The organism is Pedobacter africanus, assembly GCF_900176535.1.
Lineage (GTDB): Bacteria > Bacteroidota > Bacteroidia > Sphingobacteriales > Sphingobacteriaceae > Pedobacter > Pedobacter africanus.
Genome location: NZ_FWXT01000001.1, coordinates 2094639 through 2120795, shown reverse-complemented (window position 1 = coordinate 2120795; position 26157 = coordinate 2094639). Strand labels below are relative to the sequence as shown.

The following is a 26157-nucleotide window of genomic DNA, read 5'->3' as shown; positions in this document are numbered from 1 at the left end:
TAATTAATTGAAGATCAACTAACCTGTGGAATGCCCAATGTTTTCGACGACCCGGGCAGACCGCATAAACCAAACTTAACAAATGTATAAAAATTATACCTGGAATCCCGGTACGGCAAAGAAGCTGCGCCATAAAATATTGCTTTATATGCGATTAACCACCGTAATCATATTGGCTTCCCTGCTGCAGGTTAGTGCAGCCACATTTGGACAAAAAATAAACCTAAGTGAGTCCAATGTAACCTTAAAGTCCATTCTGAAGGAAATCAGGAGACAGTCCAAATATGATTTTTATTATGATGGGAAACTCGTTCCAGATAACCAGAAAGTTAGTGTTTACGTCAAAGATGCAACTTTGCAAGAAGCCTTAAATACTGTCTTGAACGGGCTTGACCTTTTTTATGACATTGAGGGTAACACCGTTTCCATTCTAAAACGCGTGAAACAGCATAGCACTCAAAATAAGTCCAATCAAAAGGCAATTGATGTGAGGGGCCGTATTGTCGATAATGAGGGACGGCCGTTGCCGGGAGCCACCATACGCGTGGTGGGTACAAACAACGTTACTTTATCTAATGCAAATGGTGAATTTATGCTCAAAGACGTTGCTGCAGATGCAATACTCGATGTTAGTTTCACTGGGTTTACTACCAAACGCCTGCCAGCAGGTGCCAATCTTGGAACAATCGCCTTGGAAGTTTCCAACAATAACCTCCAGGAAGTCGTGGTGAATACGGGTTTCCAATCGATACAAAAGGAAAAGCTAACAGGAGCAACCGTCACTATTACCTCAAAGGAACTGGAAAAACGCTACACGCCCAACATTCTTACTAATCTTGAGGGCAGAGTTCCCGGATTGGTTAACTATCGGGGAACAACGACCATTAGGGGCGTCAGTACTTTTAACAATGGTGCACGAAGTCCGCTGTATGTGGTTGATGGCCTTCCGATTGAGGGTTCCGTAGCCAACATAAACCCTTATGATGTGGAAACTATTACCGTATTGAAAGATGCTGCGGCTGCAGCCATCTACGGTGTCAGGGCATCAAATGGGGTAGTTGTAATTACCACTAAAAAGGCGAACCAAAATGGTACAACCATAGAATTTGCAACCGATGTTACACTCACCGATAAGACCGACTATGACAAGTTCAACTTATTGACCGCAGCCCAGCAGGTTGATGTAGAGAATGCCTATACAACGTGGCTCTTTACCAATCCAACAAGCGGTCCAGCCAATATTACCACCTACAACAATCAGATTAACCAGGGGCTCCCTGTAACACCAATCGTATATCTGAACCTTCAATTGGCGCAGAATTTAATTCCCAAAAGCCAGGTAGATGCTGCGCTTGCCCAATATCGCCAGAACGATTTCAGGAAAGAGTTTGCTGAAAAGGCACTGCGGAACCAACTTTTGCAACAGTATAACTTTGCCGTTCGTACGGGATCCGACAAATTCCAATCGAGTCTTTTACTGAACTACAAAACCGATAACAATGCAATTGCCAACGCCTACAACAGGCAATTGAATATTTTCTACAAAGGCACTTATATGCCTCTGAAATGGGCAACGATCGACTTCGGGATCAATACGGTATTGGGCAAGGCAAAAGAAAGCAACAGTAACTTTGCGACAAGCCCGCTCAATGTTCCTTCGTACCTAAGGTTGGAGGATGCCGATGGAAACAGACAGTATTATACCACTGCCGATTATAACCAGTATACAACGGTCAACAACAGCACGATTCCACAGCTGCAGAGTATGTTAGTCAATCATTTGGATGAATTGGAAAAGGACATAAGGAATACCCGTCAGAACTTCGGAAGGTATTTTGTGAACCTGAAAGTTAACATCATTGATGGCCTCACATTTTCGCCTCAGTTCCAATATGAGAACAATAGCACCACGGCACGTACTTATTCTGAAAGCGATAGTTATGCCATGCGCTACCTGCGTAATTCTTTTACCACCAGAGCAGGTACCGCACCAAATTATACTTACACTTACCTTACACCACAGGGAGGCCGATTAGCAACAATCCAGCAGAATGTTGATGCCTGGACAGCGAGGGGTCAGCTTGATTACATCAAACAGTTTAAGAAACACGAAATTAATGTACTGGCCGGTATGGAGTTCAGGGAAAACCTGACCAAAGGTTCGAGAGGGTTATTATTGGGATATGACGACCAATTGCAGTCACAGTCTATGAATACGGTTAATTTCGCTGCACTCAGTACAATGTCAAACTCTACATTCTTTAAACCAGGTATCAATCCCTCAGGTGTTTATAGTGCAAACATCGGCAATTTTATTGGGGTCGTACCGGAAACAAGGTCTAGATCAAACTCCGTATATGCGAACGCGACTTATACTTATGATAGTAAATACAATGTTTTTGGGTCATTCCGTAAGGACTACGCTGATGCTTTTGGTCTGGATAAAAAGTTCCGTGGCCGACCGCTTTGGTCTACAGGTGTATCATGGAACGCACATAATGAAGATTTTATCAAAAGCCAGCCTTGGATTAATTTCCTGAAGCTTAGAGCTACCTACGGAATTACAGGAAATATCGCCCCTGGACTGACCAGTTTACTCGTTGCCAACTCAGCGGTTCCGGCAAATGCCGCAACACAACTTCCGGTTTCGGAAATACAAAGCTCGGCAAATCCGCAGTTGAGATGGGAAAAGACAGCTACGGCCAATATTGGAATAGACTTCACCTTGTTCCAGGGCAGAATGAACGGAGCATTGGATATTTATCGTAAAAGAGGATCGGATATTCTTGCTGCTACCAGGATTGACCCATCTGAAGGTTTTCTATCACAGATTATTAATAATGGCGATTTATTAAATAATGGTATTGAGCTGAACTTGCAATACCAATGGTTCAAACCGTCAAAAGCATCAGGTTTCGGCTGGTCCAGTAACCTGGTATTGAGCAAAAATAAGAATAGGGTTACCTACGTAGATCAGATTGCCAATACTCCGCAGCTGCTTGCCGAGGGCGGGTTAAAGGCTGGGTTTCCAGTGCAATCGTTATTTTCTTTCCAAAACGCTGGACCGAATTCGGTAGGCGCATCTCAATTTTATAAGGCAGATGGCACGCTGACTACAGGATTGCTTACCTCTGAAGATGTTGGCGCTATTGTTTTCTCTGGAGGGTTAGATCCTAAAATCAATGTTACGCTAATTAACGAGCTTAGTTATAAAGGTTTCAGCCTCAATATACTTGGTGTATATTACGGAGGACACTTCCAGCGCGCGTTACAACCAACGTTTGTAACCGGATCGGCTTACGGCTCACTTCCGTCGTACACTTTGGACGCATGGACACCGAATAATACAGATACATATATACCTGGATATGGTCAATACGCTCCAACTACCGCTTTAAGCCCAGTTCAGATTAATAACTCGGATGTGTTTGTGCGCCCAAGTGATTTTATCAAAATCCGAAGTGTCGGTTTGGGATATAAACTGCCTAGAGAACTGACGAGCAAACTTGGAGGCAGAAATGTTTCCCTTCGCTTCCAGTTGAACAATCCAAAGGCTGTCTGGATCAAAAACAAGGTCGGTATTGATCCTGAAACTGGAGCGGCTCCAACCCTTACCTCTTATGTATTCGGTTTAAATTTCAATTTATAATCAGATGAAAAAAATAATATATAGCCTGTTATTCATCGGTCTGTTGGCCTGTTTGACAGCCTGCGAAAAATTTACGGAAATTACCCCAAAAGGCAAAAATCTGCTCAATAAAGTGAGCGATATTGAAACCGTACTGAATTTTAATTTTAGCACCAATGGAGGTGTGGCGGTAGGTTCTCCTGCGGCCAGGAGCAGTGCGGAAGGTGCATTCTATTTTCAGGATGCAAATGTACTGGTAGGCGACTATACGCCCTTTGTCCAAAGCGTGACGGGGATCATCACTGCGCCAAGTAAAACATTGGATTATGTAAATATGACCTATGATGAAGCCATTAACAGAGCTGCCCTGACCGCAACAGATATCAAGTACTCGAAGATGTACTTTATCATCAATAATGTGGCCAATGCGGTAATTGCCAATGTTGACGAAGCTACCGGCGATCGTACCAAAGGAAACCAATTAAAAGCTGAAGCACTCGTACTTAGGGCATATTTTCATTATTGGTTGGTGAACCTATTTGCGAAGGCTTACAATCCAGCAACTGCGGCGAGCGATCCGGGTATTCCATATGTAAAGGAGGATAATGCCATTGGTGAAGCAAACAAAAAAAGCACAGTAGCCGAAGTTTACACCAATATCATGGCTGATCTGGATGCGGCCCTTGCGCTCAACAGCCTTCCAAACAAAAACGTAAATGCGATGAGGGTGGGACTTGGGTTTGCTTATGCCGCAAAAGCGCGGGTGTTGCTGTCCATGCGTAGATATCCTGAGGCACTGCAGGCTGCAGATCAAAGCCTTGCCATCAATAACCAATTGGATGACCACCGAAAATATGCGCCTGTTGGCACAACTGTTTTTGCACATCCCGAAGTAGTGGCTCCAGAAGAATATTTTTATGCCGCGGATGCCCCCTCAACTAAATTTTTTCTAACTATCACTCCAGAGGTTATACAGTTCTATGAAACCGGAGATATCATCAATCAGTATGTCAAGCCTTATTCAACAGCCCTAGATCCGCTAATTGGATTACCGGGCTCTTTAACCTGGTTTAGTGGAACTTACGCCAAAAACACAGCAGGATTAAATACCAGTGACTCCTATCTAGTCAAAGCGGAATGCCTGGCTAGGGCCGGTGCACAGCAGAATATTGCTGGCGCCATGCAGATCATCAATTTGATGAGGCAAAACAGGATACATCCGAGCGTGTATGCACCTCTAACAGCTTCCACCGAAGCGCAGGCGATGGCCGCCCTGAAAAAGTTCAGCAGGATAGAATTTCTTTATACCGGCAAAAATTACCTGAACATCAAAAGGTGGAATACAGAAGACGCCTATAAGGAAACCATAAAAAGGACGATCAATGGGACGGTGTATCAGTTGAGGCCCGAATCTCCGCTGTGGATCTTCCCTTTTCCGCAAAACGCAACAGATTATAATCCAAATCTTACTCAAAATTATTAAAACAAATAGGGCATTTATTAAGATTTAGGAGCGCGGAATTCCGCACTCCTAAATTTAGGCCCTGAAATTTTCTGGATAGCAGTTCCTGGTATTATTTAAACAAGTCAAACACATGAAAAACAAAAACCTTTGCTTAACTGCTGCATTATCATTTCTGGCATTTGCAGCAATGGCACAAGTAAAACCCTTTGCCATTAAGGGGAAAATAGCTGGTAAAACTGATGGTACCATTTATTTGATATATCAAAAAGGGCTTCAGAAGATAATCACAGATAGTACTAAAATTACCGCCGGTGCTTTTATGTTCAAAGGCACTGTCGATGGGGTTACATCTGCAAGGATACTATCAGAACTGGGGTCATCAACGGATGCAAGAGCATTCCAGATATTCGTGTCTCCCGGAAGCCAAATGGTTACGATACCTGCTGGCGATTTTTCAAATGGACTTTTGAGTGGCACACCGGTAGCGGAAGAGCTAAAACAGTATAATGAATTCGTAAACGACATTCAGCCTCAGTTGGACAAAGTGATGAGAGATTATTACACAACTAATTCAGCGATCATGAAGGCTACAAGCGATAAAGCCGATGCGGTGACGCTGACCAAGCTCAAGACTGACTTAGGCAACCTCAGAACTGCTCTCTCAGTGTTGGGCAAGCAGATGCAAGAGAAAAAGCTCGATTATATCAACAAATTTCCTAATAGCTACGTCGCCGCATGGATTTTAAGCGAAAATCTAACAATGCCCGATATAAACGAGCGTTATGCAAAGTTAAGTCCAGATGTTGCCGCAAGCAATGTTGGCAAACAATTAAAGAAGGGGATAGATAAAGCTAAATTAGGAACCGTAGGTTCCGTAGCGGCCCCATTCTCTGGCAGCGAGCTGCGCGGCGGACAACTGAGCCTTGCAGACTATAAGGGAAAATATGTGCTACTGGACTTCTGGGCTTCATGGTGCGTTCCGTGCAGAAAAGGCAACCCACACTTGATAGATGTCTATAATCAGTATGAATCCAAGGGATTTGAGATTATTGGAGTTTCTGATGATGATAGGGCTCCTGACAGCTGGAGAAAAGCGGTTGAGGATGACAAGATTGGTATTTGGAAACATGTTTTAAACGGAACTAAATGGATGTCCGGCGGCGGTATCAATTTTGATAGTTCAAACTCCATTTTAGATAAATATAACATCAGTGTTCTCCCAACCAAAATACTAGTCGATCCAAATGGTGTTATCGTTGGTAGGTATGGAAGTGACGACGATTTGGATAAAAAACTGGCAGAAATTTATAAATAAGCTATCAACTTGAAAATTATGAAAATGACATTTAAAAAAATATTAACATGTACGTTGCTTTTGGTTAGCTGCTCTATGGCGCTGGCTCAACAAAAAGTACCCTTAATCGTTGGCGATGACGCACCGGAGATAAAATATTCCAAATGGCTCAAAGGAACACCGGTAAAGTCCTACGAAAAGGACAGGATTTATGTCCTGGAGTTTTGGGCGACCTGGTGCGGTCCCTGCATTGCAGCTATGCCAGGGCTTTCCGAGTTTGCCAGAAAGCATCCGGAGGTTACCGTGATCGCGTATAACGTCATGGAGAAAGTAGGCGGAAGGCCTTATGAATCCGCATTGCCCAATGTTGAAAAATTCGTAAAGTCCATGGGTGATAAGATGGACTTCAGTGTTGCGGTAGATAATAACGACCAATACATGCTAAATAATTGGCTGAAGAATGCCGGGATCAGTGCCATCCCTTCGACACTAGTTGTAAAAGATGGCAAACTGATCTGGATCGGATCTCCAAAAGGATTAGAAAACATCTTGGAACTGATCAAAAATGGCACCTATAACGTAACATCAGAAGGATCAGAAGCGCAAAGGGCTGAAGTTGCCGCCACCATAAAAAGCCAGGAAGCAATACTGGTGGACTATGATAAAGCAATTGCGATAAAAGATTATAAGGCTGCGATTGCCGCGCTCGATAAGATAGCTAATGATAATCCCGAAATGATGTATGGGGTAACGATGAAGAAATTCACCACCTTATTAGATTTTGTAGATGAGAAACAGGCGGTTGAGGTGGCACGAAAGTTCCTGGCATCTATTACCATTGGCGGCAATACGGTTGGTAATTTTGGAACTGCAATTGCCGACCGTACAGGTCTTAAACCGGAAACCTATCTTTTCGGAGCGGAATGCCTTCAACTGTATATTTCCAGAAGCAACGGAGCGCCAAATCCATTGGTATATGAGTATATCGCCAAGTGTTATGCGCAAGCCGGTGATTACGCTAATGCAGTCAAAAATCAGCAAATTGTTTTTGAAAAGTCACAGGATGCCCTGGCTTCCGGCAAGGGCGGTACCAGGATTACCAAGGAACTAGTTGCCCAATATGAAGAAACCTTGAAAGCGTATCAGGCTAAAGCAGGCAAAAAGAAATCCTAACCTATATTTTGTCTTCTTTCCAAACGACTAAAAAGTATACTTATGAAAAGCACAAAATTACGTACATTCAAAATGATCGTACTGCTCGCAATGTCAGGCAGTTCGTTTCTATCGGCAAATGCACAGAACGTTAATGCACAGAATGGACCTACGCTCCATGTGAACGATTCTGCCCCTAAGTTAGTTGTTGGGAGATGGGTAAAGGGTAAGCCTATCGATGATTTTAAAAAGGGGCATGTGTATGTCTTAGATTTTTGGGCCACCTGGTGCGTGCCCTGCCGGGAAAGTATGCCTCATATGAGCGCACTCGCAAGACGATACAGAGATCAGGCTACTTTCATCGCGATGAATGTATCGGAAACTCCGCGTCAGGATCGGGATGTTTTTACCATGGTTGATGCCTTTGTAAAGATGATGGGGAATAAATTGGATACGCATGTTGCAATGGATAACGATGCCAGTTTAGTGAACCATACCTGGTTGCGCGCAGCAGGAATTAGAAGCATTCCGTCTGTATTCATCGTGGACCAGGAAAGCAAGATTGCCTGGATAGGGCAGCCACAGGGCGTGGACAGTGTTTTAGCTGCTGTTGTGGCGGGCACTTTTGACGCTGCTGCCTTTGCAAAGCGAAGGGCCAGCCAGCCAAAACGCCAGGCGATCGATGACAAGGCAATGGCTGCGCTCATGCAGATCCGGCAGGCACTCATGGCAAAGGATTATCCGCTGACGGTTTCCTTGTATGAGAAGTTTATGCAGGATTATCCAGCGAACTCGGACATTATGAAAGGAACATACTTACGTGCCCTTGCGCATGTTAGTCCCGAAAAGGCACTGAAGCAATTGGTAACGCTAAAGGGTTCAGAACAGGAGTACGAGATTGCACGTGCCCTCAGCGAAGATGAAGGGCGACTTGACAAGAAGTTCTATGTTTTTGTGGCTGACTATTATACGCGACGCTCGGAGAATGACTTCTTTGCTATGGGAAAGGTGGCAAAAGCATATTTTGCATCCGGAGATATTGAGAGGGCAATTGCCGTACAGAAGAAATTCGTTGCTGACCTGAAGCTTCCTGCAACGCCTTCAACAGATGAGTACATTAGAAGGGAAGAGGAGACATTGAAAAAATATACTGCAGCAATGCAATCCGGCAAATCGGCTAATTAACAATAAAAGGAAATGATAAGGAATTAGGACTAATAAAATCTTCAGAATCTTCGGCTAGTGTCATGAGTGCATTACTCTTCTTGATAACCTAGTTTTATCCATTCGCTGTCCTTTCGCTAATGATTGCGAAATAATAAATGTAACAGCAGCAGCACGTTCTTGAGCCGACTTTCCCAACTCCAAATCATGCTCTGCATCATCAGCTTCTTTCATCTGCACCTTTCTAATCACAGGCGCTATTGCTCTAACTTTAGTATAAATGGCCTTAGGTTTACTAATAATGCTTTTGCGCTACTTCAGATGTGAAAGCAAAGTCTGACTGGAATACAGGTATTCGTTACGAAGAGCAAAAAGCAGCAGAAAAAGCTAAGATTGAGGAAAAGCCCGAGATAGCAATTGAGATGAAGAAAGAGGGCTAATCAAATGAACAAATCATGAAGCTCACTAGGCTCTCTATCGAAGAAACAGAAAAGCTCTATCTTTAAAAAGAAAGGCAAAAGCGAGAAGTGAAATACACCTTGCGGTGTTCCTGCTCTGACCAAACTGAGCTACACTGGCTGGGCCAATGGCCGGACTCGAACCGGCGACCTGGCGAGTGGAGTCGAAGTATCACTTATCTACGGCACTTTCTTTTATGTTTTATAAGGAGCAACAGGCGAACCGGGACGGGGGAACCGCTTTTGGGACTCGAACCCACAGCATCATTTGCACAACACTGCCCACCCCCTCCAATGGCGCGAAGTATCCCGTTTCTACGGCATCCTTATGAATCTCTTTTTTTTAAAGGTATGGGGCGTTCTCCCCATACCTGATTTATAATTCTATTTCATTGATTGCGTCTAAGGCTGTTTTGCCATTTTCCAAAGCGGCAAGCACTTCAAACACTTTGTCGCTCCAGCCTGCAATCAGGTAAACATCATCGCGCAGTATTTGCAATGGCGTCCGGCCATAACCCTGCAAATCGAACAGGTAAAGCCTGGCTTCCGGAGATACTTCTTTTTTATACCGCAGCCACAACGTCTGTATACGACTGCCCAATATAGAAGAGTCCCACAACTGGCCATCGGTAAACAGCATCACCTTATCCATTCTTACCTTGCGGCGCAGGATATCCTGGATTACCAGGTAGCCATTGGTTGCATAACCTACTTCACCTTCGCGGCGGTAAAACTCCTGCACATTGCCCAATATGTTGGTTCTTGGCACGGAGATGGTTTTCCAGGTATCACCAAACATGCCGACTTCTGCATTTTTACACCGGGAGTGCAAAAGCATACCCAGCATCAGGCCCACATCGTACAGCAAGATCTTAGACTTTGCCGATACAGGTTGCTGCATCGATCCCGAAACATCGCAGGCCAGCAGCACACGGGTTTCATGGTCAAAGCCTTTGATATTTGCCGCACTTGCCCGGACCGCTTTTTCCAATGCATCCAGTAAGAGGCCGGTATAGCCTTTTTTATTGCCCTGTGAACCGATCAGCTCCCGGTAGGCAGCAAGGTAACGGAACGGGAACTGTTTTGCTTTTGCCACTTCCACGGCATCGCCCAAACGTTCACATATCCTTTCGAAGTGCATATAACTTACACCAGCATCCTGGATGTTGCGCAGGTTCCTCAGCAGGGCCATATAGCCCAGTTTTCCGCTGTCGATCAGCTCCTCCCATTTGGCACGAAAGGCCATGGTTTTTGCTTCTGCACTGTCAAAATTCATTTGTCCCAATGCCGACAGTTCCGTTTCCCAGGTATAAGGGGTTTGCAAACCGCCACTCGCAATTTTGTTGAAGAGCAACTGCTGCAATTCATCCTTTGCTTTTGGGTGAACCAGGAACAAAGCATCGCGCAGCCTGATGGCACCATCACGGCTGTACTTGCCAAACTGGTATTCATCAAAACGGTTGAACGCATTGGATAAACCCTTTTGCAATTGCTTAGACAAGCGGTTTAGCCTTTTAGGGCCTTTACGCTCGTTCAGCAATTCATAGCAGGCCAGTAATTCTGTGATCTCATCTGCCCGGCCTATAACACCATCGGTAGCCCTGGCAACCAGGTTATCACCAGCGTGCTGCCTGGCCAGTTCTGTTACCAGAACAAGCGGCACTGAGCGCATATACATTTTAGTTCTGGCATATACCGCCAGCTTACCCACAAATACAGGGGTGCATTTGGCAATCAACACGCGCAAACGTTGCAGCCTTGCCTCATCCTTTTCATAAAAGGAATCGTTTAAGCTCCAGGTCACCACCGTCGCGTACAGCTCCATTTCCGGAGTCATTGCAAACGCTTTTGCACCTTCGTAGTTTATGGTTTGATTTTTTGTTCTGCTTAACAGGTTAAATTTCATGTTGAACCTCCTTTCATTCTTTTTAATCTTCTGGTTTTTCTCTTGCATCCGCCATTCTTACAATACGCGGCTCAAATTTCGCAAGTACCTCAACCAGGTCATTTTGTGCGGCCATAACCGCATGTATATCTTTATAGGCCATTGGCGCTTCATCCACATCACTACCCATCAGGGTAATCCGCTTATCTACCAGGTTAGCAGCAATCTGCTTTCTGTCCAGCGTTTTAAAAGCCGCACTTCTGCTCATCAGGCGGCCTGCACCATGGCTGGCCGAATTGATGCTGCTGGTATTGCCTTTGCCGCGCACCAGGAAGCCCGGTGTACTCATGCTTCCAGGAATGATCCCCAAAACACCTTCGCCAGCAGGGGTAGCACCTTTACGGTGAACCATCACCTCCGTACCGTCGGCCAGCTGCTCTTTCCAGGCAAAGTTATGGTGGTTCTCTATCCTGGTCATCGGGTTAACACCCAAAGCACGGGCTATCTTGTTGTGGATCTCGTGGTGGTTTGCACTTGCATATTCACCGGCAAGGTTCATGGCAATCCAGTATTCCTGCCCTTCATCTTTATCCAGGTCCAGCCAGGCCAGGTGCTTGGCCTCTGCGGGCAGTTTTGTTTTGGTCATCGCTATCCTGCTATAGTGGTCTGCTACCGCTCCGCCAAATCCACGTGAACCGGAGTGCGACAGCAGGGCCAGGTAGCTTCCAGCCGGAATGCCTGTTAAAGCACCCTCAGCAATGGTCAATTCGCCCCACTCCACAAAATGGTTGCCCGTTCCACTGGTACCCAGCTGGGCATAAGCCTTGTCTTTCAGGTTACGGATCACCTTGGTTTCGTTCCAGGCCGCACTATCGAACAGCGAGCTGTCAAAGTATGATTTTGTGGTGCAGCCTATACCAAAATAGGTGTGGTCTACCAGTATATTTTTTAATTTATCAGCTTCAGTATCGATGGCTGCTGCAGGCAGGTCAAATATGCTCAGGCACATTCTGCAGGCAATATCTACCCCAACCGCAAACGGAATGATGGTGTTTGCTGTAGTAGCCAGTACCCCGCCAATCGGCAAACCGTAACCCTGGTGCGCATCGGGCATCAAGGCACCTGCAACAGCAATGGGCAATTGTACGGCAGTACGCATCTGTGCCAGTGCGCCCACTTCAATCTGTTCCAATCCCCACACCGGAAAGTCTGCTATTTCTTCTTTCAGCTTAAAATTGCTGCGCTCTTGTTTTACAAATTTTCCTTCCTTCCGCAGGGCGATCACCTCTTCGGCCAGGTTTTTAAACTTGCCGCCTTTTTTCAAAGCATAAGGCATCGGGTCATCGATCAGCGCTGCGATATTGGCCAGGATTTCAGCCTTAGGCATTACCTCATGTTTCAATAAACCATTGGCTACGCGGCTGAACTTGATGAGGAGCTCTACTGATTCGACACCCAAAGCCCTTAATTCGTTGTTGCTGATTTTCTCGTTTTTCATGACTGTTTTATTGTTTACTGAGGCAAAGAAATATAGCATCTGCGCAGTGTATTTGCGTAGTTAAAATTAATTCATAAATTCATTAAAATAATTTCAAGCACATGCCTGTTAACAGAAATGCCCTCATCCGCTACCGCACTATAGACCAGTGCCTGCAAAACCGTTACAAGAAATGGACCCTCGACGATCTGATTGAGGCATGCAGCGATGCCATCTATGAATACCAGGGCATCGACACCGGGGTAAGCCGAAGGACCGTGCAGGCCGATATAGAAATGATGCGCAGCAATAAGCTGGGCTATGAGGCACCGATCATTGTAACCGATAAAAAATATTACACCTATAGTGATAAAAACTATAGCATAACCAACAGTCCGCTGAACCAGCAGGATATGCAGGTGCTGAGCGAAGTATCGGGCCTGCTGAAGCAGTTCAAAGGCTTTAATCACTTTGCAGACCTCAATGAAATGGTGAGCAAGCTGGAAGACAAGATCTACACGCAAAAAACGCACAGTGCCCCGGTCATCGATTTCGAAAGGAACGACAACCTGAAAGGGCTGGAGTATATTGAAGTGATCCGCAAAGCCATTGTCGCGAAAAAAACGATCTGCATTACCTACCGCTCATTTAAAGCCCGGCAGGAGAGTACCTTTTGTTTCAGCGGCTACCTGCTTAAAGAATACCGCAACCGCTGGTTTGTACTGGGCGTACAGCATAAGCGGGCGGCAAGGAACCTGTATAACCTGGCACTGGACAGGATTCAGGCCATAACCGATCATGAGGAGCCTTATCATGAAAATACCACGCTTAACCTGGCTACCTATTACGACAACTGCATCGGGGTAACCAAATCTCCTGAACAACGGGATTGCGAAGTGGTTTTTTGGATAGATAAGGAAAATGCGCCTTATGTGGTTACCAAGCCCCTGCACCATACGCAAACCTTGTTAACCGAAGACGAAACCGGTAAAATATTCAGCATAAGGGTAGTGCTGAATTTTGAGCTGGAGCGGGAGCTGCTGGGCTTTGGCGCTAAAATGAAAGTGCTGGGCCCAAGGATTTTGGTAAAGCAGCTGAAACAGCAATTGCAAAAGACGATTGATCGGTATACCCATCCTTGCGAGTAGAAATTTTATGATCACTGTCAGGCAAATATTAGTATATTTAAGTACATGAGGATATTGTTAACAGGTGCTACTGGTTATATTGCTCAGCGGTTGCTCCCTATTTTGCTTGAAAATGGGCACCAGGTGATTTGTTGCGTTCGGGATAAAAACCGATTTGATAAAAGTAAATATGCAGGGTTTGATTTAGAGGTTATTGAGGTAGATTTCCTGAATAAGAACAGTTTTGACCATATACCTGCAGCTATTGATGCAGCCTATTACCTTATGCATTCTATGTCGGCAACAAAGGGTGATTTCTCCGAGGCTGAGTTGTCTACAGCAAATAATTTCAAAAGCATCATAGAACGCACATCTACAAAACAGGTTGTCTTTTTAAGTGGAATTGTGAATAGTGCGCATTTGTCGAAGCATTTAAATTCTCGTCTGAGTGTTGAGGAGGCCTTGCAATCGGATAAGTATGCCTTAACTACTTTACGAGCGGGGATTATTGTGGGTTCTGGAAGTGCGAGTTTTGAAATTATCAGGGATCTTGTAGAGAAACTGCCTGTAATGATTGCACCTAAATGGCTCAATACCCGGTGTCAGCCCATTGGTATTCGCGATGTACTTCACTTTCTTGAAGGTGTGCTGATGCAGGATTATGCTTTCAATAAAGCATATGATATCGGTGGGCCTGAGGTGATTACTTACAAAGCGATGCTTTTGCGTTTTGCTAAAGTGAGGGGACTGAAGCGATGGATTTTTACTGTACCGGTAATGACTCCAAAGCTTTCTTCCTATTGGCTATATTTTGTGACCTCAGTTTCTTATCCTTTGGCCGGCAGTTTGGTCGAAAGTATGAAGGTTGATGTGGTGGCAAAGCCAAACGATCTACAAGAAAGATTAAATATTAAGCCGGTTAGCTATGAGCAATCTATTGAATTGGCTTTTGATAAAATAGAACAAAACCAGGTCATATCAAGCTGGCGGGATGCGATGAATGGATATGTTTATCCTGATCGGTTTAAAAAACTCATTGAAGTTCCTCAGGAAGGCTGTTTTAAAGATGTTCGATCAATGCGGGTAGATGATCCGGAGCGTGTATTGAACAATGTTTGGGCCATAGGCGGGACAACCGGCTGGTATTATGCAAATTGGCTTTGGGGAGTTCGGGGCTTTCTGGATAAGTTATCTGGTGGAGTAGGATTGCAAAGGGGAAGAACAAATTCCAATGTCCTGTCAACCGGAAGTGTAATTGATTTCTGGAGAGTAATTCTTGCCGATAAAAAAGATAGGCGGTTACTGTTGTATGCAGAAATGAAATTACCTGGTGAAGCCTGGCTGGAATTTAAAATAGATAAGGAAAACAGGTTTATACAAACAGCTACTTTTCGACCTTTAGGTCTGACCGGAAGGTTATATTGGTACGCGGTTTTGCCTTTTCATGCTTTTATTTTTAAAGGAATGATAAAGAATATTGTTGGCCATCATGCCTCCTCTTGACAATTTTTGGAAAAGCAGCCAACCCTATTAACTTTGTTTTTATAAACACCCTCAAAACTAAATATTACTTATATGAAAGCAGTTATAGTTTTTGTATTCACTATGCTAACAGCCACAGTTTTTGGACAAAACAAATACAACTATACTAAAATCACAGAAATTGAAGGGACAAGCTTTGTAATTTCCACCATTGAATCCTGGGGAAAATCCGAAAGCGCAAAAAATCAGTACTGGCTTTTTATCGATACAAAAAACGGACAGGTAAATCGTATGGAGCTTCCTGTTGGGGGCTGGTTTAATAGCAGGCCCGAGCAGGTAAAAATAGATGAACTGGATATAAATATTATTCTGGTAGCGGTTCAATGTATTGACATGGACGGAAAAAATGGGATAGACTATAGTGACCCAAGGCAAATAGCTGCAGTGTCAACCGATGGGACAAAGCGCACCCAACTTACCGATGATAAATTATATGTGCTATCCTGGGCAGTAAATAAAAAAACAGGGACATTGGTAGTAACTGGCTACTATGATCTGAATAATAATCGGAAGTACGATATAACAGATAAAAATGAAATCAGTATTTACGATTTAAAAACACTCAAGCTAACAACAAAAATCTGACCTTGTCATATTATAATTGTTGACGTGGGGGCCGACATAATTTCAAAATTTTGGTTTAAAAACCAGCTTTTTGTACTAAAAAACTTTGTTTTGGACGTTGTGGGTCTAGGGGGCACAAACACTTAAGTTTGTAAAAAACTAACTTAAAAATTATGACCTTAAACACTACTATCCTGTCGGACATTAAAACAACTATCCATTCTGCACGTGAAAAGGCTGGCCATGCTGTGGAGGCTGAACAAGTACTCATGTACTGGCGAATTGGTCAGCGTATCTTTTTGGAAGAACAAAAAAGCGAAGGCCATGCCGAGTCTCTCATTAAAATGCTTTCTGAACAATTGCAACCAGAGTTTGGAAGCGGGTATTCCATCAGTCAGATCAATCTTTATCTCCAGTTTTATAGATGCTTTCCAATTGTGCATGTGCTGCCTGCACAATTAAGTTGGGACCATTATAAGCTGCTATTAGGTGTTGAGGATCAGTCAGGTAGAGATTTCTACATTGTAGAAGCAGTCAAAAATAATTGGTCTGCTGGACAGTTGGAGCGAAAAATCGCCGGCAAGCTGTTCGAACATATGAGTGCAATAACTAAAGAAGAGTATTCAATTGAGCAAATTATGGAGCAACACGAAAAACAGGTGCCGGGAATTAGCGAAGAATTTATAGCAAGGCTATCTGCCGAGAATCCCATATTTAAAAAAGTATTTGAACGTCTAAACTATGATAATGCAACTGAGGAAGAACGTGAGTTGTACCATTCAGACTTAAAAGCGAAATCTGACTGGAATGCGGGTATTCGTTATGCCGAGAAAAAAGGTAAACTTGAAGAAAAACTCGAGATAGCCCAAAAAATGAAAGACAAAGGACTGTCTCTTGATGAGATTAAAGAGCTTACCAGGTTTCCTATAGAAGAAATAGAAAAGTTTTAAAATAACTGCTCATTTCTACTGAAATCTTAATTTATCTGCCAGGTCATTAAAGTACTGCTCATTCCAGATTTCAAGTGCAGCATCATCTTTTATGAATGGCAAAACATCTTCTTTTACATTGTCAAATGAGACTGACTTAAATTTCTCGCGAAGCAATACCAGTACATCCTCCGGGATCAGTTTATCTTTGCTCCAGTTGCCGGTATCTTTTGCCCTTAGCATAAAATGGTGCAAGTCAAGTGGAATCCCTTTTTTTATGTACCATTCCAGGTCATACCAATCCCTTCCTTTAACCCGGTTTTGCCATTTTCGGAAGAGCAGCGCATGCATTTTACCTGCAAACAAACTTGGCCTGTCAAAACATTTTACATAAAAGGAAAAAGGACGTGTTAAAAGTTTCATTTCTGTTGTGAACCCAAGAGGCGGGTTACGGTCTACCTCGATCTTAATTTTCATAGACCTGTTCGTAGATTTTATACCTGCCTGTTTTACAATATCCTCTAGTATCAGTTCCTTCCATTCAGTTTCTGATTTCAGGAAAGCCGAATCGATATTTGTTTTTTCCTTTTTCTCCTTTTCCCGGATGCTCACTCTCATACCAATGGATTCAAATTCCGTTACAATATCATCGAAATAAGGCTCAAGGGAGAAATTAGGATCGGCCTCCAGTAGCGAAAAATCCAGGTCTTCAGAGAATCGGTCCAGGCCATAAAATATACGCAGGGCAGTGCCACCATAAAAGGCTGCTTTTTCGAAGAAGTCTGTCCTTGATAGGCCTGCTAATGCAACTTCCTGCATAATTTCTCTTAAAGCCGAAAGTACATCATCTGTATTTTTGGGATTATATTCAGCTATCCATTCTTTAATCATAGTTTTTCAAGTGTTTTAACAAGCATTCTTAAACTCTCCTTTTTTGGAGCATCCTCAATCCAGGAAGACAGTTCCTTAATATTAAGCTTTCGAAGCGATTCCTCGTCTATCCGAAGATCTTCCAGCAGAAAATTAAGCGTTTGGGTGGAACTCCTTAACACAAGTCCGGCCGTAGTGACTATCTTATCACACAGTGCTTTTTCGGGTGTTGCTACAATGGCAACCTGTTCAGGCGATAATTCTATACTTATAATTCCGAAACTGTAATATGGCGAAGGCACAAAGCGATAGCTGAACCTGCCCTTTGGTGTTTTATATTTTTTTGAAAGCTTCATCGTAATGGAGCTGATTTCATAAACCCGTTCAGGAATTAATCCCCAGTAAGACAAAGCCGCTTCAAGTGACACATAGCTTGGACCCCATAAGTGATTTGCGATCAGAAAAAGCTCCGGACCTGCTAAATCAGCTTTTATGCCAGGAACATAAAGCCCCTTTTTTAATGGCAACAGATCACCGCTCTTTATCAATTCACTGATTTTATCATTAGGTCTTCTATAATCCTTAAGCATGTCCAGCATGATGGAGCGGGTCAGTGGGGCATTGTTATAGTATTTGGCTAAATATTTAAAATCCATTATTGTTAAATTATTCATCTAAAATCGGAAAATTTCCGATTTAAAGCAAATATTTATACATAATTTATTGTCATATTATGAATTGATAATCGGAAATTTTCCGGTTATCTGTGATTATACATACATATGTGCCAAATTTCAAACTTAAATTAGGTATTGTTATTTTACTTTGCCATTTATAGCCAATATAATCAGCATCCTATTAACGGTGTTTTTTGCAGCCTGGGTTATTTTACTCGGATTTTTCGGTTTATTGATTGTTAAAGGGAGTCTTCAGAGATCGCCAATGAAGGGATAGCCTATTGTCCAAATGATTTTGCGGTTTGTTTTCAATTGTTATCTTTGGTTATGTATAGTAAGCGTTTAGGAAGTATCAAATTTTACACATGAACTAACTTAATGATAAAAGCATGAAATTTAAAAATGGAGATATGGATCAAATTCTCCTCAATTTTTTAGCAAAGTACATTCAACTTTCTGAAGAGGAAAAAAATGCCATAATTGATGTAGCTTTTTTCACAAGTTTTAAAAAAGGAACAATTTTATTAAAAGAGGGCCAACTATCAAAAGATAGCTATTTTGTAGTTAAGGGATGTATTAGATGTTATTACATAGTTGATGGGGAAGAAAAAACTACTGCTTTTTACAGCGACGGGGAATCCCTTACTCCTCCAAGTGCCCTAACCAGGAAACCTTCTGAATATTATATTTCTTGTTTAGAAGATTCTGTACTTTCAGCAGGTGATGCTGAGCCAGACGAAGAACTTTTCAAGAAGTTTCCAAAATTGGAAAAACTTTGCCGCATTTTATCAGAAGACCTTCATTCCAAAAGTCAAATTGCATTTGATAATTTCAAGATATCCAGCCCGGAGCAACGCTACTTGCATCTATTGGAAACAAGACCAGATTTGGTTCAGAGAATACCACAATATTACTTAGCAAGTTATTTAGGGATTACTCCGCAATCATTAAGCAGAATGAGAAACAGGTTGGTAAAAAAGGTATCCTAAAAGCAATTACATCATCATATTTTAGCAATACAGAATTCATTTGTTAACTTAAGTTAATGGGTTTTGCGTGTATCACTTCTATCTTTGTACTGAACAAATCACGCCAATTAACATGAAAAGCTTATTAGGTTTACTATTCTTTATATGTATTTCTTTAGTGGTCCAGGGGCAAAATTTACCGGAATTTAATGACAAGCCAGCTTATTTAGATCCTAAAACCAGGCAATTAAAAGAATTGGAAAAATCAGCATATAGCACCATGGCAAGGGCAAAAGGAATATTTAAGGCTGAGGGCGGTTTTTCATTAAATGGAATTTCTTCTTCAGTTAAGCTTCCTAAACAGGATGAATTAAAATTCATTGTAAAAATAACACCGGGCCAAGATCCTACATCCATTTTTGATTTAGCCCAATTTGAAGTGAGGAAAGATCAACGGGTTTTAATTACCACCCTGGCAAAAGCAACAAGTACTTCAACATCCTTTGCGAAAATTAATTATGAAGTAAAAAAAATTAAGGACGGATATTACTACCTGATTGCAAAAAATCTGGATAAAGGAGAGTATTTCTTTGGTTCTAAGGATTTTATGTTTGCTTTTGGAGTTGAATAATCACTAAAAAGCAAAACCTGCTAAGCAGGTGGCGCAATAGGCATGAGTTCAATACAGGCCGGATCATGATGTAGCCGATCAGCAAATTGTCCTGGAATAAAACCGCAGTCTGTAAGCGGGCAAACAGCCAAAAATTTTTGAAAAAAGTAAAAGTTGAGATACGCTTCTTAACTTAAGTGAACGAGTTCTGGCATCTCGCCAATCTACTTTTGCAGTATCATTTAACAATTTATAGTATTGATATGCAAAAGAAAAAAACCACTCCTGCACCTGCCATTTTACGTCCTTTTACATTTAATCTGCTCCTTTTATTTTGCTTATGCACCTCGGCCTTCTCCCAAAATTTCAATCAAACTGTGAGGGGGGTAATTACTGATCAGGACAGTAAACAGCCTATAGCGGGCGCAACCGTAACCATAGCTGGCAGTAACCCTTTAAAAGCTATACTAAGCGGCAAAGACGGGAGCTTTAGGTTTGACCATATGCCAATTGGAAGAATTACCTTATACGTGTCAAACCTGGGGTACCAAAAAATCATACTTCCTAATATTGTGGTGAATTCGGGCAAGGAGACGGTATTAAATATAAACATGCAGGAAGCTGTTGCTCAGCTGGAAGGTATCGTTCTAACTTTCGATAAAAACAAAGGGCAACCCTTAAATGATATGACCCTGGTTAGCGGCCGCTCTGTTTCTCCGGAACAGACGAATAGATATGCAGGCGGTTTCAATGACCCCTCAAGGATCTTGTCTAATTTTGCCGGGGTTACCAGTTCTCAGGATGGCAGCAATGATATTATTGTGCGGGGGAACTCTCCTAAGTATATGCAATGGCGTTTAGAGGGTATGCAAATTACAAATCCCAATCATTTTTCTGATCAAAGTGCGGTAGGTGGTTCTATTAGTGCGCTAAATAATAACTTGCTGGCCACGTCAGACTTTTATACAGGTGCCTTTTCAGCAGAATATGGCGATGTTCTGTCTGGTGTGTATGATGTTAAATTAAGGCAGGGAAACAACGAAAAATTCGAGTCAACATTTGGTCTGGGTGCGTTAGGCACAGAGTTAACCATAGAAGGACCATTTAAAAAGGGCTATAAAGGTTCGTATTTAGTGAATTACCGCTATTCTACCATCTCGTTGTTAAGCGATCTTGGGCTGGTTGATGGTTTAAACGGGACATTAAATTTTCAGGACGCTGCTTTTAAAGTGGTATTGCCTACTGAGCGAGCTGGACTGTTTTCTATTTTTGGCCTGGTAGGTTTTAGCAATTTTTTGTTTAAAGATGTATCACCTGCCTTGTGGCAAACACCTGGAAACAGGTTTGTGCCCAACAAAATAGCTGAAGATTACAATAAGGGTTCGCACCTTGCGAATTTGGGCCTGAACCATACCTTGACGATAAATAAAAACAGCTATATCAATACCGGACTGTCTTTTTCGGGCGAGGGTATTGATGATGATGTTTTCGAGAATTTCAAAACCGATACTTCGGAAAGTAACCAGCTGAATTTTAATGGCAGATTGAGGAGATCGGCATACCGGGGCGAGATCACTTACAACAACAAACTGGGTCCAAAGCTTAAGCTGCAGGCGGGTTCTAAATATGCTTTGCTTGATTACAATTTTAATCAGAGTATGTTCAAAGATAGTTCGAACGTTAGGTCTACGTTGGTTAATTTCAAAGAAAACATCAGTACGGTTAGAAATTTCATCAGTTTCAGGTATAGATTTAATGAAAAGCTGACTACTGTATTTGGTGTGCAAAACATGAATGTTTTGCTGTTCAGCAGGAGTACGGTCGAACCAAGATTTTCGCTGAATTGGGAACTGGATAAGACCAGCGCTATAAGTGCCGGCTATGGCAAGCACAGCACAATGGAAAGTATTCATCATTATTATGCCCAGGTAAAATTACCAGACGGAAGTCATACAGAGCCCAATAAAGACCTTGATTTATTAAAAGCGCATCATTTTGTGCTGGGGTACGAGAAACGTTTCGGTAAGCATATGATGGTTAAGTTAGAGACCTATTATCAGGATCTTTACAACTTGCCTGTAGCAAATTCTAAGGATAATATATTTGCTACTATTAATGAGGGGCTCGATTTCCATTACCTGGATCTGGTAAACAAAGGAACCGGTAAAAACTATGGTGTAGAACTGACTGTTGAACGTTTCTTTAATAAGAATTTCTATTATCTTCTGAATGCCTCGGTATACAACTCGACCTACAAGGCGCTTGATGGGATTGAACGTAATACACGGTTCAATGGAAACTACCTTGTAAATGTTCTTTTTGGTAAGGATTTCCCAAAACTTGGCAAGGCAAAAAATAAGACGTTAAGCTTTAACAGCAGAGCTTTTTTTGGCGGAGGTAAAAAAATAATTCCGTTGTTGAGGGGTTCGGATGGGAACTTGGCAGTAGACCCTGCCAGTAATAGGTTTTATGATTATAGTAAGGCCTATGACAAGGATATTGAAGATATCTACCAAATTACAATGTCGTTTAGCTATAAGATAAATAAGCCAAGGGCAACTCACGAAATTTTTCTGAATATAGATAATGTGACAAATAGCAGGGCAAAACTTACGGAATTTTACGACCCGGGGGAAGCAGGCGCTGTTGGCCATATGAAACAGATGTCTGTGTTCCCTAATTTGATGTACAGGGTTTATTTTTAGCCTTTTTGTACGGTGAGCAGCAACATAAACTATAAACCAGATGAAGGCAGTTATTTGCACCCAATACGGAGCCCCTAAGGTTTTACTGGCTTCGGGATTTCCCTTACCTCTACTTTTCCACCATATAAAAGAACCGGGCATGCTTTTGCAAGTGCCAAAGCCTGTTCCATGCTTTCTGCACGGAGAACAATATTGCTTACTACTTTAAGGTTGTCTGATAAAACCGTTTCTTTTTTTACCGACTTCACATTTCCCGTTACCGTATAACTTTCTCCCGGAAAGGCAAAGCTCAGGACATAAACGCCCTCTGCTTTCCATTTTTCAATTAATTTGTCCCATAGCGGGCCTGCCGATTTTACCTGTTCGATAGTATACGTGTTAGGTACCCTAACCAGTAGACTGTACTGTTTCTGCGCATAAGTTTTTCCACTTACGAGGGCCATGCAAATCACAACTGCTGCTGATAAACCTGATTTCATTTTGCTTAATTTTTTAATACAAATATCAAGCTGCAGCTTAGCCGATCATTGTAAAAAATCATTGATTTACCAATACAGGCCTGATTTGAAAAATTCTGTCGGTGTCTGGCCAGTGAAAAGTTTAAAATCTTTATTGAAGTGTGGCTGATCGTAATAGCCGTGTTCAAATGCAATATCAGTAAAGGAGCCCGAGCCCGTGTTTTGGTCAATAATGGCTTTTAGCTTTATGATGGAAGAAAATTGCTTGGGCGTGGCTCCAACTGCTTTTCTGAACCGTTTTTCAAAAGCATCATCGCTGATATATAAACTTCTGGCCAATTCCCTGATCCTGATTATCCCATTGCTGGAATAAATGCTGTTGATGGCTTCCAAAACCAGCTTATCAGGTTTATTATAGAATAGTTTGTTGTATAAAAACTGCTCTACAATGGCAATTTTTGCAAGCTTGTCTGGCGCTTCGCTTAAACGCTCTTCTACAATTGAAATCTCTGATTGCGGAAAGAAGTTGTCTAACGAGATACTTTGTTCAAATAACTCATGAAGCGGATGTTTGAAAAATGCCAGGACACCTGTTTCTTCAAACTGTACAATTAAAGCCGATGTCTGAGCCGCATAGTTGAAAAGTCTTACAGATTTTCGCAAACCTGAAAACGTTGTGGCTGGCAAGGCTGTTTTGTGCCCATCTGCGATAGAGGAAATCTGCCCCTTAAAGCGAAATGCAAGTGCAAATGAAGTATTTGGTACAACCCTGTTGGTCCTTTCATCTCCGCTTTCAATAATTTTATAGGCTTTAATGAATGGCCTTAATAGCGCAGCAGGCGTATACGTTTCCATTTTCATTGTTTCCGTTACTTTTTATCTGTTTGGGCACGCTAAAGTTAAATAAAATGGTAAATAAAATAGCCCCATCTTCCCCCTTTGTTCGGGGCTTATGCCGCCTTTACCCCTAAAAAGTACCTTTCTCCCGAACAAAGGCAGAATTAAGGCATAATCAGGGCAGGTCAAAGGTGCTTTCAGGCCCTTACTTGCCCGCTAAATGAGGTTGCGGAATCGCCTAGGATTCTAGAAAAATTCAAATTTTTTACCAGTGGATACTCCGTTTTGTGGTTGTTTGTAATCCATCATTTGTAAGAAATGATTTGTTTGTGTGTTACTTATAAGTTACCTTTGCTATGAATAAAATAAGAGAGGTTATTGCCTACAAAAATTATTTCGAAGACTTTTTAAAAGAACAGCCACAAAAAGTTCAGGATAAGATCTTCAAAATAATTGAAGCTATTGAGATACTGGAACGTGTTCCGGTAAATTATTTGAAATATTTAGAGGGTACAGACGGGCTATATGAAGTCCGCATCAAACTGGCTGCTAATATCTGGAGGGTCTTTTGTTTTTTTGATAAAGGTAGATTGGTAATCCTGTTAAATGGATTTGTCAAGAAAACGCAAAAAACACCGAAGGAAGAATTAAACCGGGCTATTAAATTAATGAACGAATATTATAAAAAGAATTTGTGATTATGACTACGACTAATTGGAAGGATATAAAAGATAAGGTTTACGGTGAAAAAGGTACACCAAGGCGTGATGAACTGGAGCGCGAATTAGAAGGGTTTAAAATAGGTTTGCTTTTAAGAAAAGCACGCGAAGAAAAGCACCTTACGCAAACTCAGCTGGCCGATCTTGTAGATAAAAAAAGGAGCTACATATCAAGAGTAGAAAACGATGGGAGTAATTTAACACTTAAAACACTGTTCGACATCGTGGAAAAAGGCCTTGGTGGTAGGGTAAACATTTCGATAGAAGTATAGCCTCAACAAAATTCCTTATATTTGCTGCCATGAAAAGGATCGCATTTGTTTTCATTTTTACATTGCTATCGGCCATTGCGGTAAGCAATACAGCCAGCGCACAATGCGCCATGTGCAGCGTCAACGCAGAGCAAAGCGTTAAAAATGGCAATACCCAGGGTAAAGGACTAAACAACGGAATTTTATACCTGCTGGCCATTCCTTATCTGCTGATTACCGGTGTTGGGATATTATGGTACGTTAAATACCGCAAAAAAACCATCGGCTATGGGCAAAACATCTAAGCTTTATGCCATTGTAAATGGCAAATGCCCGCAATGCCGTCGTGGCAACATCTTTACCGGCAGCTTATACGGTTTCAACATCCAGCGTACCAACGAGGTATGCCCGCATTGCGGTCAGCGCTTTGAAATAGAGCCCGGTTATTTTTATGCTGCAATGTATGTGAGCTATGCTATGAATTGTGCAGAGATGATCACGCTTGCTGTAGCTACTTATGTGCTTTCCGGGGGAAACCTCGATTTCGACTCCTTTTGGCTATACATTACTGTAATTTTTACAGGATGTTTACTTTTGGCGCCTTTTAATTATCGCTATTCACGAGTGATTTTACTACATTGGCTTTCTCCAAAAATAAAGTACAACGCCTATTACGATAAGCCATGATTAAGTCAGACACGCTAGCTTTTATTGCTGATGTAGCAAAAAATAACAACAGGGAATGGTTTGCTGAAAACAAAGAAAGATATGAACTGGCCAAAGCAGATGTGCTGGCCCTGATTGACCAGCTGATACCCAAACTTGCTGCTGTAGATCCAAAGTTTGCTATAGATACCCCGGCAAAAAAATGTCTGTTGCGTATTTATCGTGATGTAAGGTTCAGTAAAAATAAAGACCCCTATAAAAACAATTTTGGGATTTCCTTTAACCTTAAAGGCAGTGATATCCATAGTGCAGGCTATTACCTGCACATACAACCAGGTGAATGTTTTTTTGCAGCGGGGTTCTGGATGCCTGAAGCTGCAGTGCTGAAAAAGATCAGGGAAGAAATTGATTACAATACTTCCGAGTTCCTGGAAATTGTTAACGATAAAAACTTCAAACGTCTGTATCAGCTGAGCAGGGAAGACACCCTTAAAACAGCGCCAAAGGGTTACCCGGCAGACCATCCCCAGATTGAATTCCTGAAGCTGAAAAGCTTTATTGCAATCTATCCTTTGAAAGATGAAGACTTCTTAAAACCCGGAATCGTGGATAAGTTGAAAACTGCTTTTGAAAGTGTATATCCCTTTATACTATTTTTGAGGAAAGCTGTTGATCAGTAACACAGAATGAAACCTAATGACCTGCCTGCTT

At 42.2% G+C, this 26157-nt stretch carries 24 protein-coding genes; 17 read left to right on the top strand and 7 right to left on the bottom strand.

All coding sequences use genetic code 11. The features are described 5' to 3' along the window. Positions 1-82 precede the first annotated feature (82 nt). The 5 genes from B9A91_RS08790 to B9A91_RS08770 all read left to right on the top strand — a co-directional run bounded on the left by B9A91_RS08790 (position 83) and on the right by B9A91_RS08770 (position 8724). The gene (locus B9A91_RS08790; protein ID WP_084237973.1) at positions 83-3649 is read left to right on the top strand and encodes a SusC/RagA family TonB-linked outer membrane protein; all 3567 of its coding nucleotides are present in this window, start codon (positions 83-85) and stop codon (positions 3647-3649) included. A 4-nt stretch (positions 3650-3653) separates the two neighbouring features. Beyond that, a complete protein-coding gene (locus tag B9A91_RS08785) occupies positions 3654-5111 on the top strand; it encodes a RagB/SusD family nutrient uptake outer membrane protein (RefSeq protein WP_084237972.1) in 1458 nt (485 codons plus the stop codon). A gap of 112 nt (positions 5112-5223) precedes the next feature. Further along, positions 5224-6408 carry a TlpA disulfide reductase family protein gene (locus B9A91_RS08780; protein WP_084237971.1) on the top strand — a complete coding sequence of 395 codons (1185 nt, stop codon included), beginning with the start codon at positions 5224-5226 and terminating at the stop codon, positions 6406-6408. 75 nt (positions 6409-6483) lie between these two features. Then, complete coding sequence (locus tag B9A91_RS08775; protein WP_159451676.1) at positions 6484-7560, top strand: TlpA family protein disulfide reductase; 1077 nt, start codon at positions 6484-6486, stop codon at positions 7558-7560. A gap of 72 nt (positions 7561-7632) precedes the next feature. Beyond that, positions 7633-8724 carry a redoxin family protein gene (locus B9A91_RS08770; protein WP_159451675.1) on the top strand — a complete coding sequence of 364 codons (1092 nt, stop codon included), beginning with the start codon at positions 7633-7635 and terminating at the stop codon, positions 8722-8724. A gap of 60 nt (positions 8725-8784) precedes the next feature. Here the strand turns inward: B9A91_RS08770 and B9A91_RS24110 are convergent, their stop codons facing one another. The 3 genes from B9A91_RS24110 to B9A91_RS08760 form a co-directional block, all read right to left on the bottom strand. Next, entirely contained in the window at positions 8785-8937 is a 153-nt protein-coding gene (locus B9A91_RS24110; RefSeq protein WP_159451674.1) for a hypothetical protein, read from the bottom strand. A 600-nt stretch (positions 8938-9537) separates the two neighbouring features. Continuing rightward, entirely contained in the window at positions 9538-11115 is a 1578-nt protein-coding gene (locus tag B9A91_RS08765) for a TROVE domain-containing protein (RefSeq protein ID WP_235012501.1), read from the bottom strand. Beyond that, complete coding sequence (locus tag B9A91_RS08760) at positions 11090-12544, bottom strand: RtcB family protein (RefSeq protein WP_084237968.1); 1455 nt, start codon at positions 12542-12544, stop codon at positions 11090-11092. The genes B9A91_RS08765 and B9A91_RS08760 overlap by 26 nt, the downstream gene beginning before the upstream one ends. 101 nt (positions 12545-12645) lie before the next feature. Between B9A91_RS08760 and B9A91_RS08755 the strand changes: the two genes are divergently transcribed. The 4 genes from B9A91_RS08755 to B9A91_RS24380 all read left to right on the top strand — a co-directional run bounded on the left by B9A91_RS08755 (position 12646) and on the right by B9A91_RS24380 (position 16706). Beyond that, positions 12646-13671 carry a helix-turn-helix transcriptional regulator gene (locus B9A91_RS08755; RefSeq protein WP_084237967.1) on the top strand — a complete coding sequence of 342 codons (1026 nt, stop codon included), beginning with the start codon at positions 12646-12648 and terminating at the stop codon, positions 13669-13671. A gap of 45 nt (positions 13672-13716) precedes the next feature. After that, positions 13717-15153: an SDR family oxidoreductase gene (locus tag B9A91_RS08750; protein ID WP_084237966.1), complete on the top strand. Its 1437-nt coding sequence runs from the start codon at positions 13717-13719 to the stop codon at positions 15151-15153. A 72-nt stretch (positions 15154-15225) separates the two neighbouring features. Continuing rightward, on the top strand, positions 15226-15777 hold the full coding sequence (locus tag B9A91_RS08745; RefSeq protein ID WP_084237965.1) for a hypothetical protein: 552 nt from the start codon (positions 15226-15228) through the stop codon (positions 15775-15777). Between the two features lie 152 nt (positions 15778-15929). Then, entirely contained in the window at positions 15930-16706 is a 777-nt protein-coding gene (locus B9A91_RS24380) for a DUF1016 N-terminal domain-containing protein (protein WP_084237964.1), read from the top strand. 15 nt (positions 16707-16721) lie between these two features. Here B9A91_RS24380 and B9A91_RS08735 read toward each other — a convergent pair whose 3' ends face one another. Together B9A91_RS08735 and B9A91_RS08730 are read right to left on the bottom strand one after the other, a co-directional pair. Then, positions 16722-17576, bottom strand: a complete 855-nt coding sequence (locus tag B9A91_RS08735; protein ID WP_084237963.1) for a nucleotidyl transferase AbiEii/AbiGii toxin family protein — start codon at positions 17574-17576, stop codon at positions 16722-16724. Next, positions 17573-18211 (bottom strand): type IV toxin-antitoxin system AbiEi family antitoxin domain-containing protein, encoded by a 639-nt coding sequence (locus B9A91_RS08730; RefSeq protein WP_084239643.1) that lies wholly within the window; start codon positions 18209-18211, stop codon positions 17573-17575. The genes B9A91_RS08735 and B9A91_RS08730 overlap by 4 nt, the downstream gene beginning before the upstream one ends. A 410-nt stretch (positions 18212-18621) precedes the next feature. On the opposite strand from B9A91_RS08730, the gene B9A91_RS08725 reads away from it, so the two are divergent. From B9A91_RS08725 to B9A91_RS08715, 3 genes are all read left to right on the top strand, one after another. Next, a complete protein-coding gene (locus B9A91_RS08725; RefSeq protein WP_200815621.1) occupies positions 18622-19221 on the top strand; it encodes a Crp/Fnr family transcriptional regulator in 600 nt (199 codons plus the stop codon). 112 nt (positions 19222-19333) lie between these two features. Then, a complete protein-coding gene (locus tag B9A91_RS08720; protein ID WP_084237962.1) occupies positions 19334-19831 on the top strand; it encodes a hypothetical protein in 498 nt (165 codons plus the stop codon). Positions 19832-20073: 242 nt separating this feature from the next. Then, a complete protein-coding gene (locus B9A91_RS08715; RefSeq protein ID WP_084237961.1) occupies positions 20074-22515 on the top strand; it encodes a TonB-dependent receptor in 2442 nt (813 codons plus the stop codon). Between the two features lie 74 nt (positions 22516-22589). Here B9A91_RS08715 and B9A91_RS08710 read toward each other — a convergent pair whose 3' ends face one another. After that, positions 22590-22994 carry a YciI family protein gene (locus B9A91_RS08710; RefSeq protein ID WP_084237960.1) on the bottom strand — a complete coding sequence of 135 codons (405 nt, stop codon included), beginning with the start codon at positions 22992-22994 and terminating at the stop codon, positions 22590-22592. A 66-nt stretch (positions 22995-23060) separates the two neighbouring features. Beyond that, positions 23061-23834: a helix-turn-helix domain-containing protein gene (locus B9A91_RS08705; protein ID WP_235012500.1), complete on the bottom strand. Its 774-nt coding sequence runs from the start codon at positions 23832-23834 to the stop codon at positions 23061-23063. A 332-nt stretch (positions 23835-24166) separates the two neighbouring features. Here B9A91_RS08705 and B9A91_RS08700 point away from each other — a divergent pair, with 332 nt between their 5' ends. Genes B9A91_RS08700 through B9A91_RS08680 form a run of 5 tightly spaced genes read left to right on the top strand, consistent with a single transcriptional unit; the run spans position 24167 to position 26126 of the window. After that, on the top strand, positions 24167-24508 hold the full coding sequence (locus B9A91_RS08700) for a type II toxin-antitoxin system RelE/ParE family toxin (protein WP_084237959.1): 342 nt from the start codon (positions 24167-24169) through the stop codon (positions 24506-24508). 2 nt (positions 24509-24510) lie between these two features. Next, positions 24511-24801: a helix-turn-helix domain-containing protein gene (locus tag B9A91_RS08695; RefSeq protein WP_084237958.1), complete on the top strand. Its 291-nt coding sequence runs from the start codon at positions 24511-24513 to the stop codon at positions 24799-24801. A 29-nt stretch (positions 24802-24830) separates the two neighbouring features. Beyond that, complete coding sequence (locus B9A91_RS08690; RefSeq protein ID WP_084237957.1) at positions 24831-25085, top strand: hypothetical protein; 255 nt, start codon at positions 24831-24833, stop codon at positions 25083-25085. Beyond that, positions 25069-25467, top strand: a complete 399-nt coding sequence (locus tag B9A91_RS08685; RefSeq protein WP_084237956.1) for a DUF983 domain-containing protein — start codon at positions 25069-25071, stop codon at positions 25465-25467. Before B9A91_RS08690 ends, B9A91_RS08685 begins: the two co-directional genes overlap by 17 nt. Then, entirely contained in the window at positions 25464-26126 is a 663-nt protein-coding gene (locus B9A91_RS08680; protein WP_084237955.1) for a DUF2461 domain-containing protein, read from the top strand. Before B9A91_RS08685 ends, B9A91_RS08680 begins: the two co-directional genes overlap by 4 nt. Positions 26127-26157 lie beyond the last annotated feature (31 nt).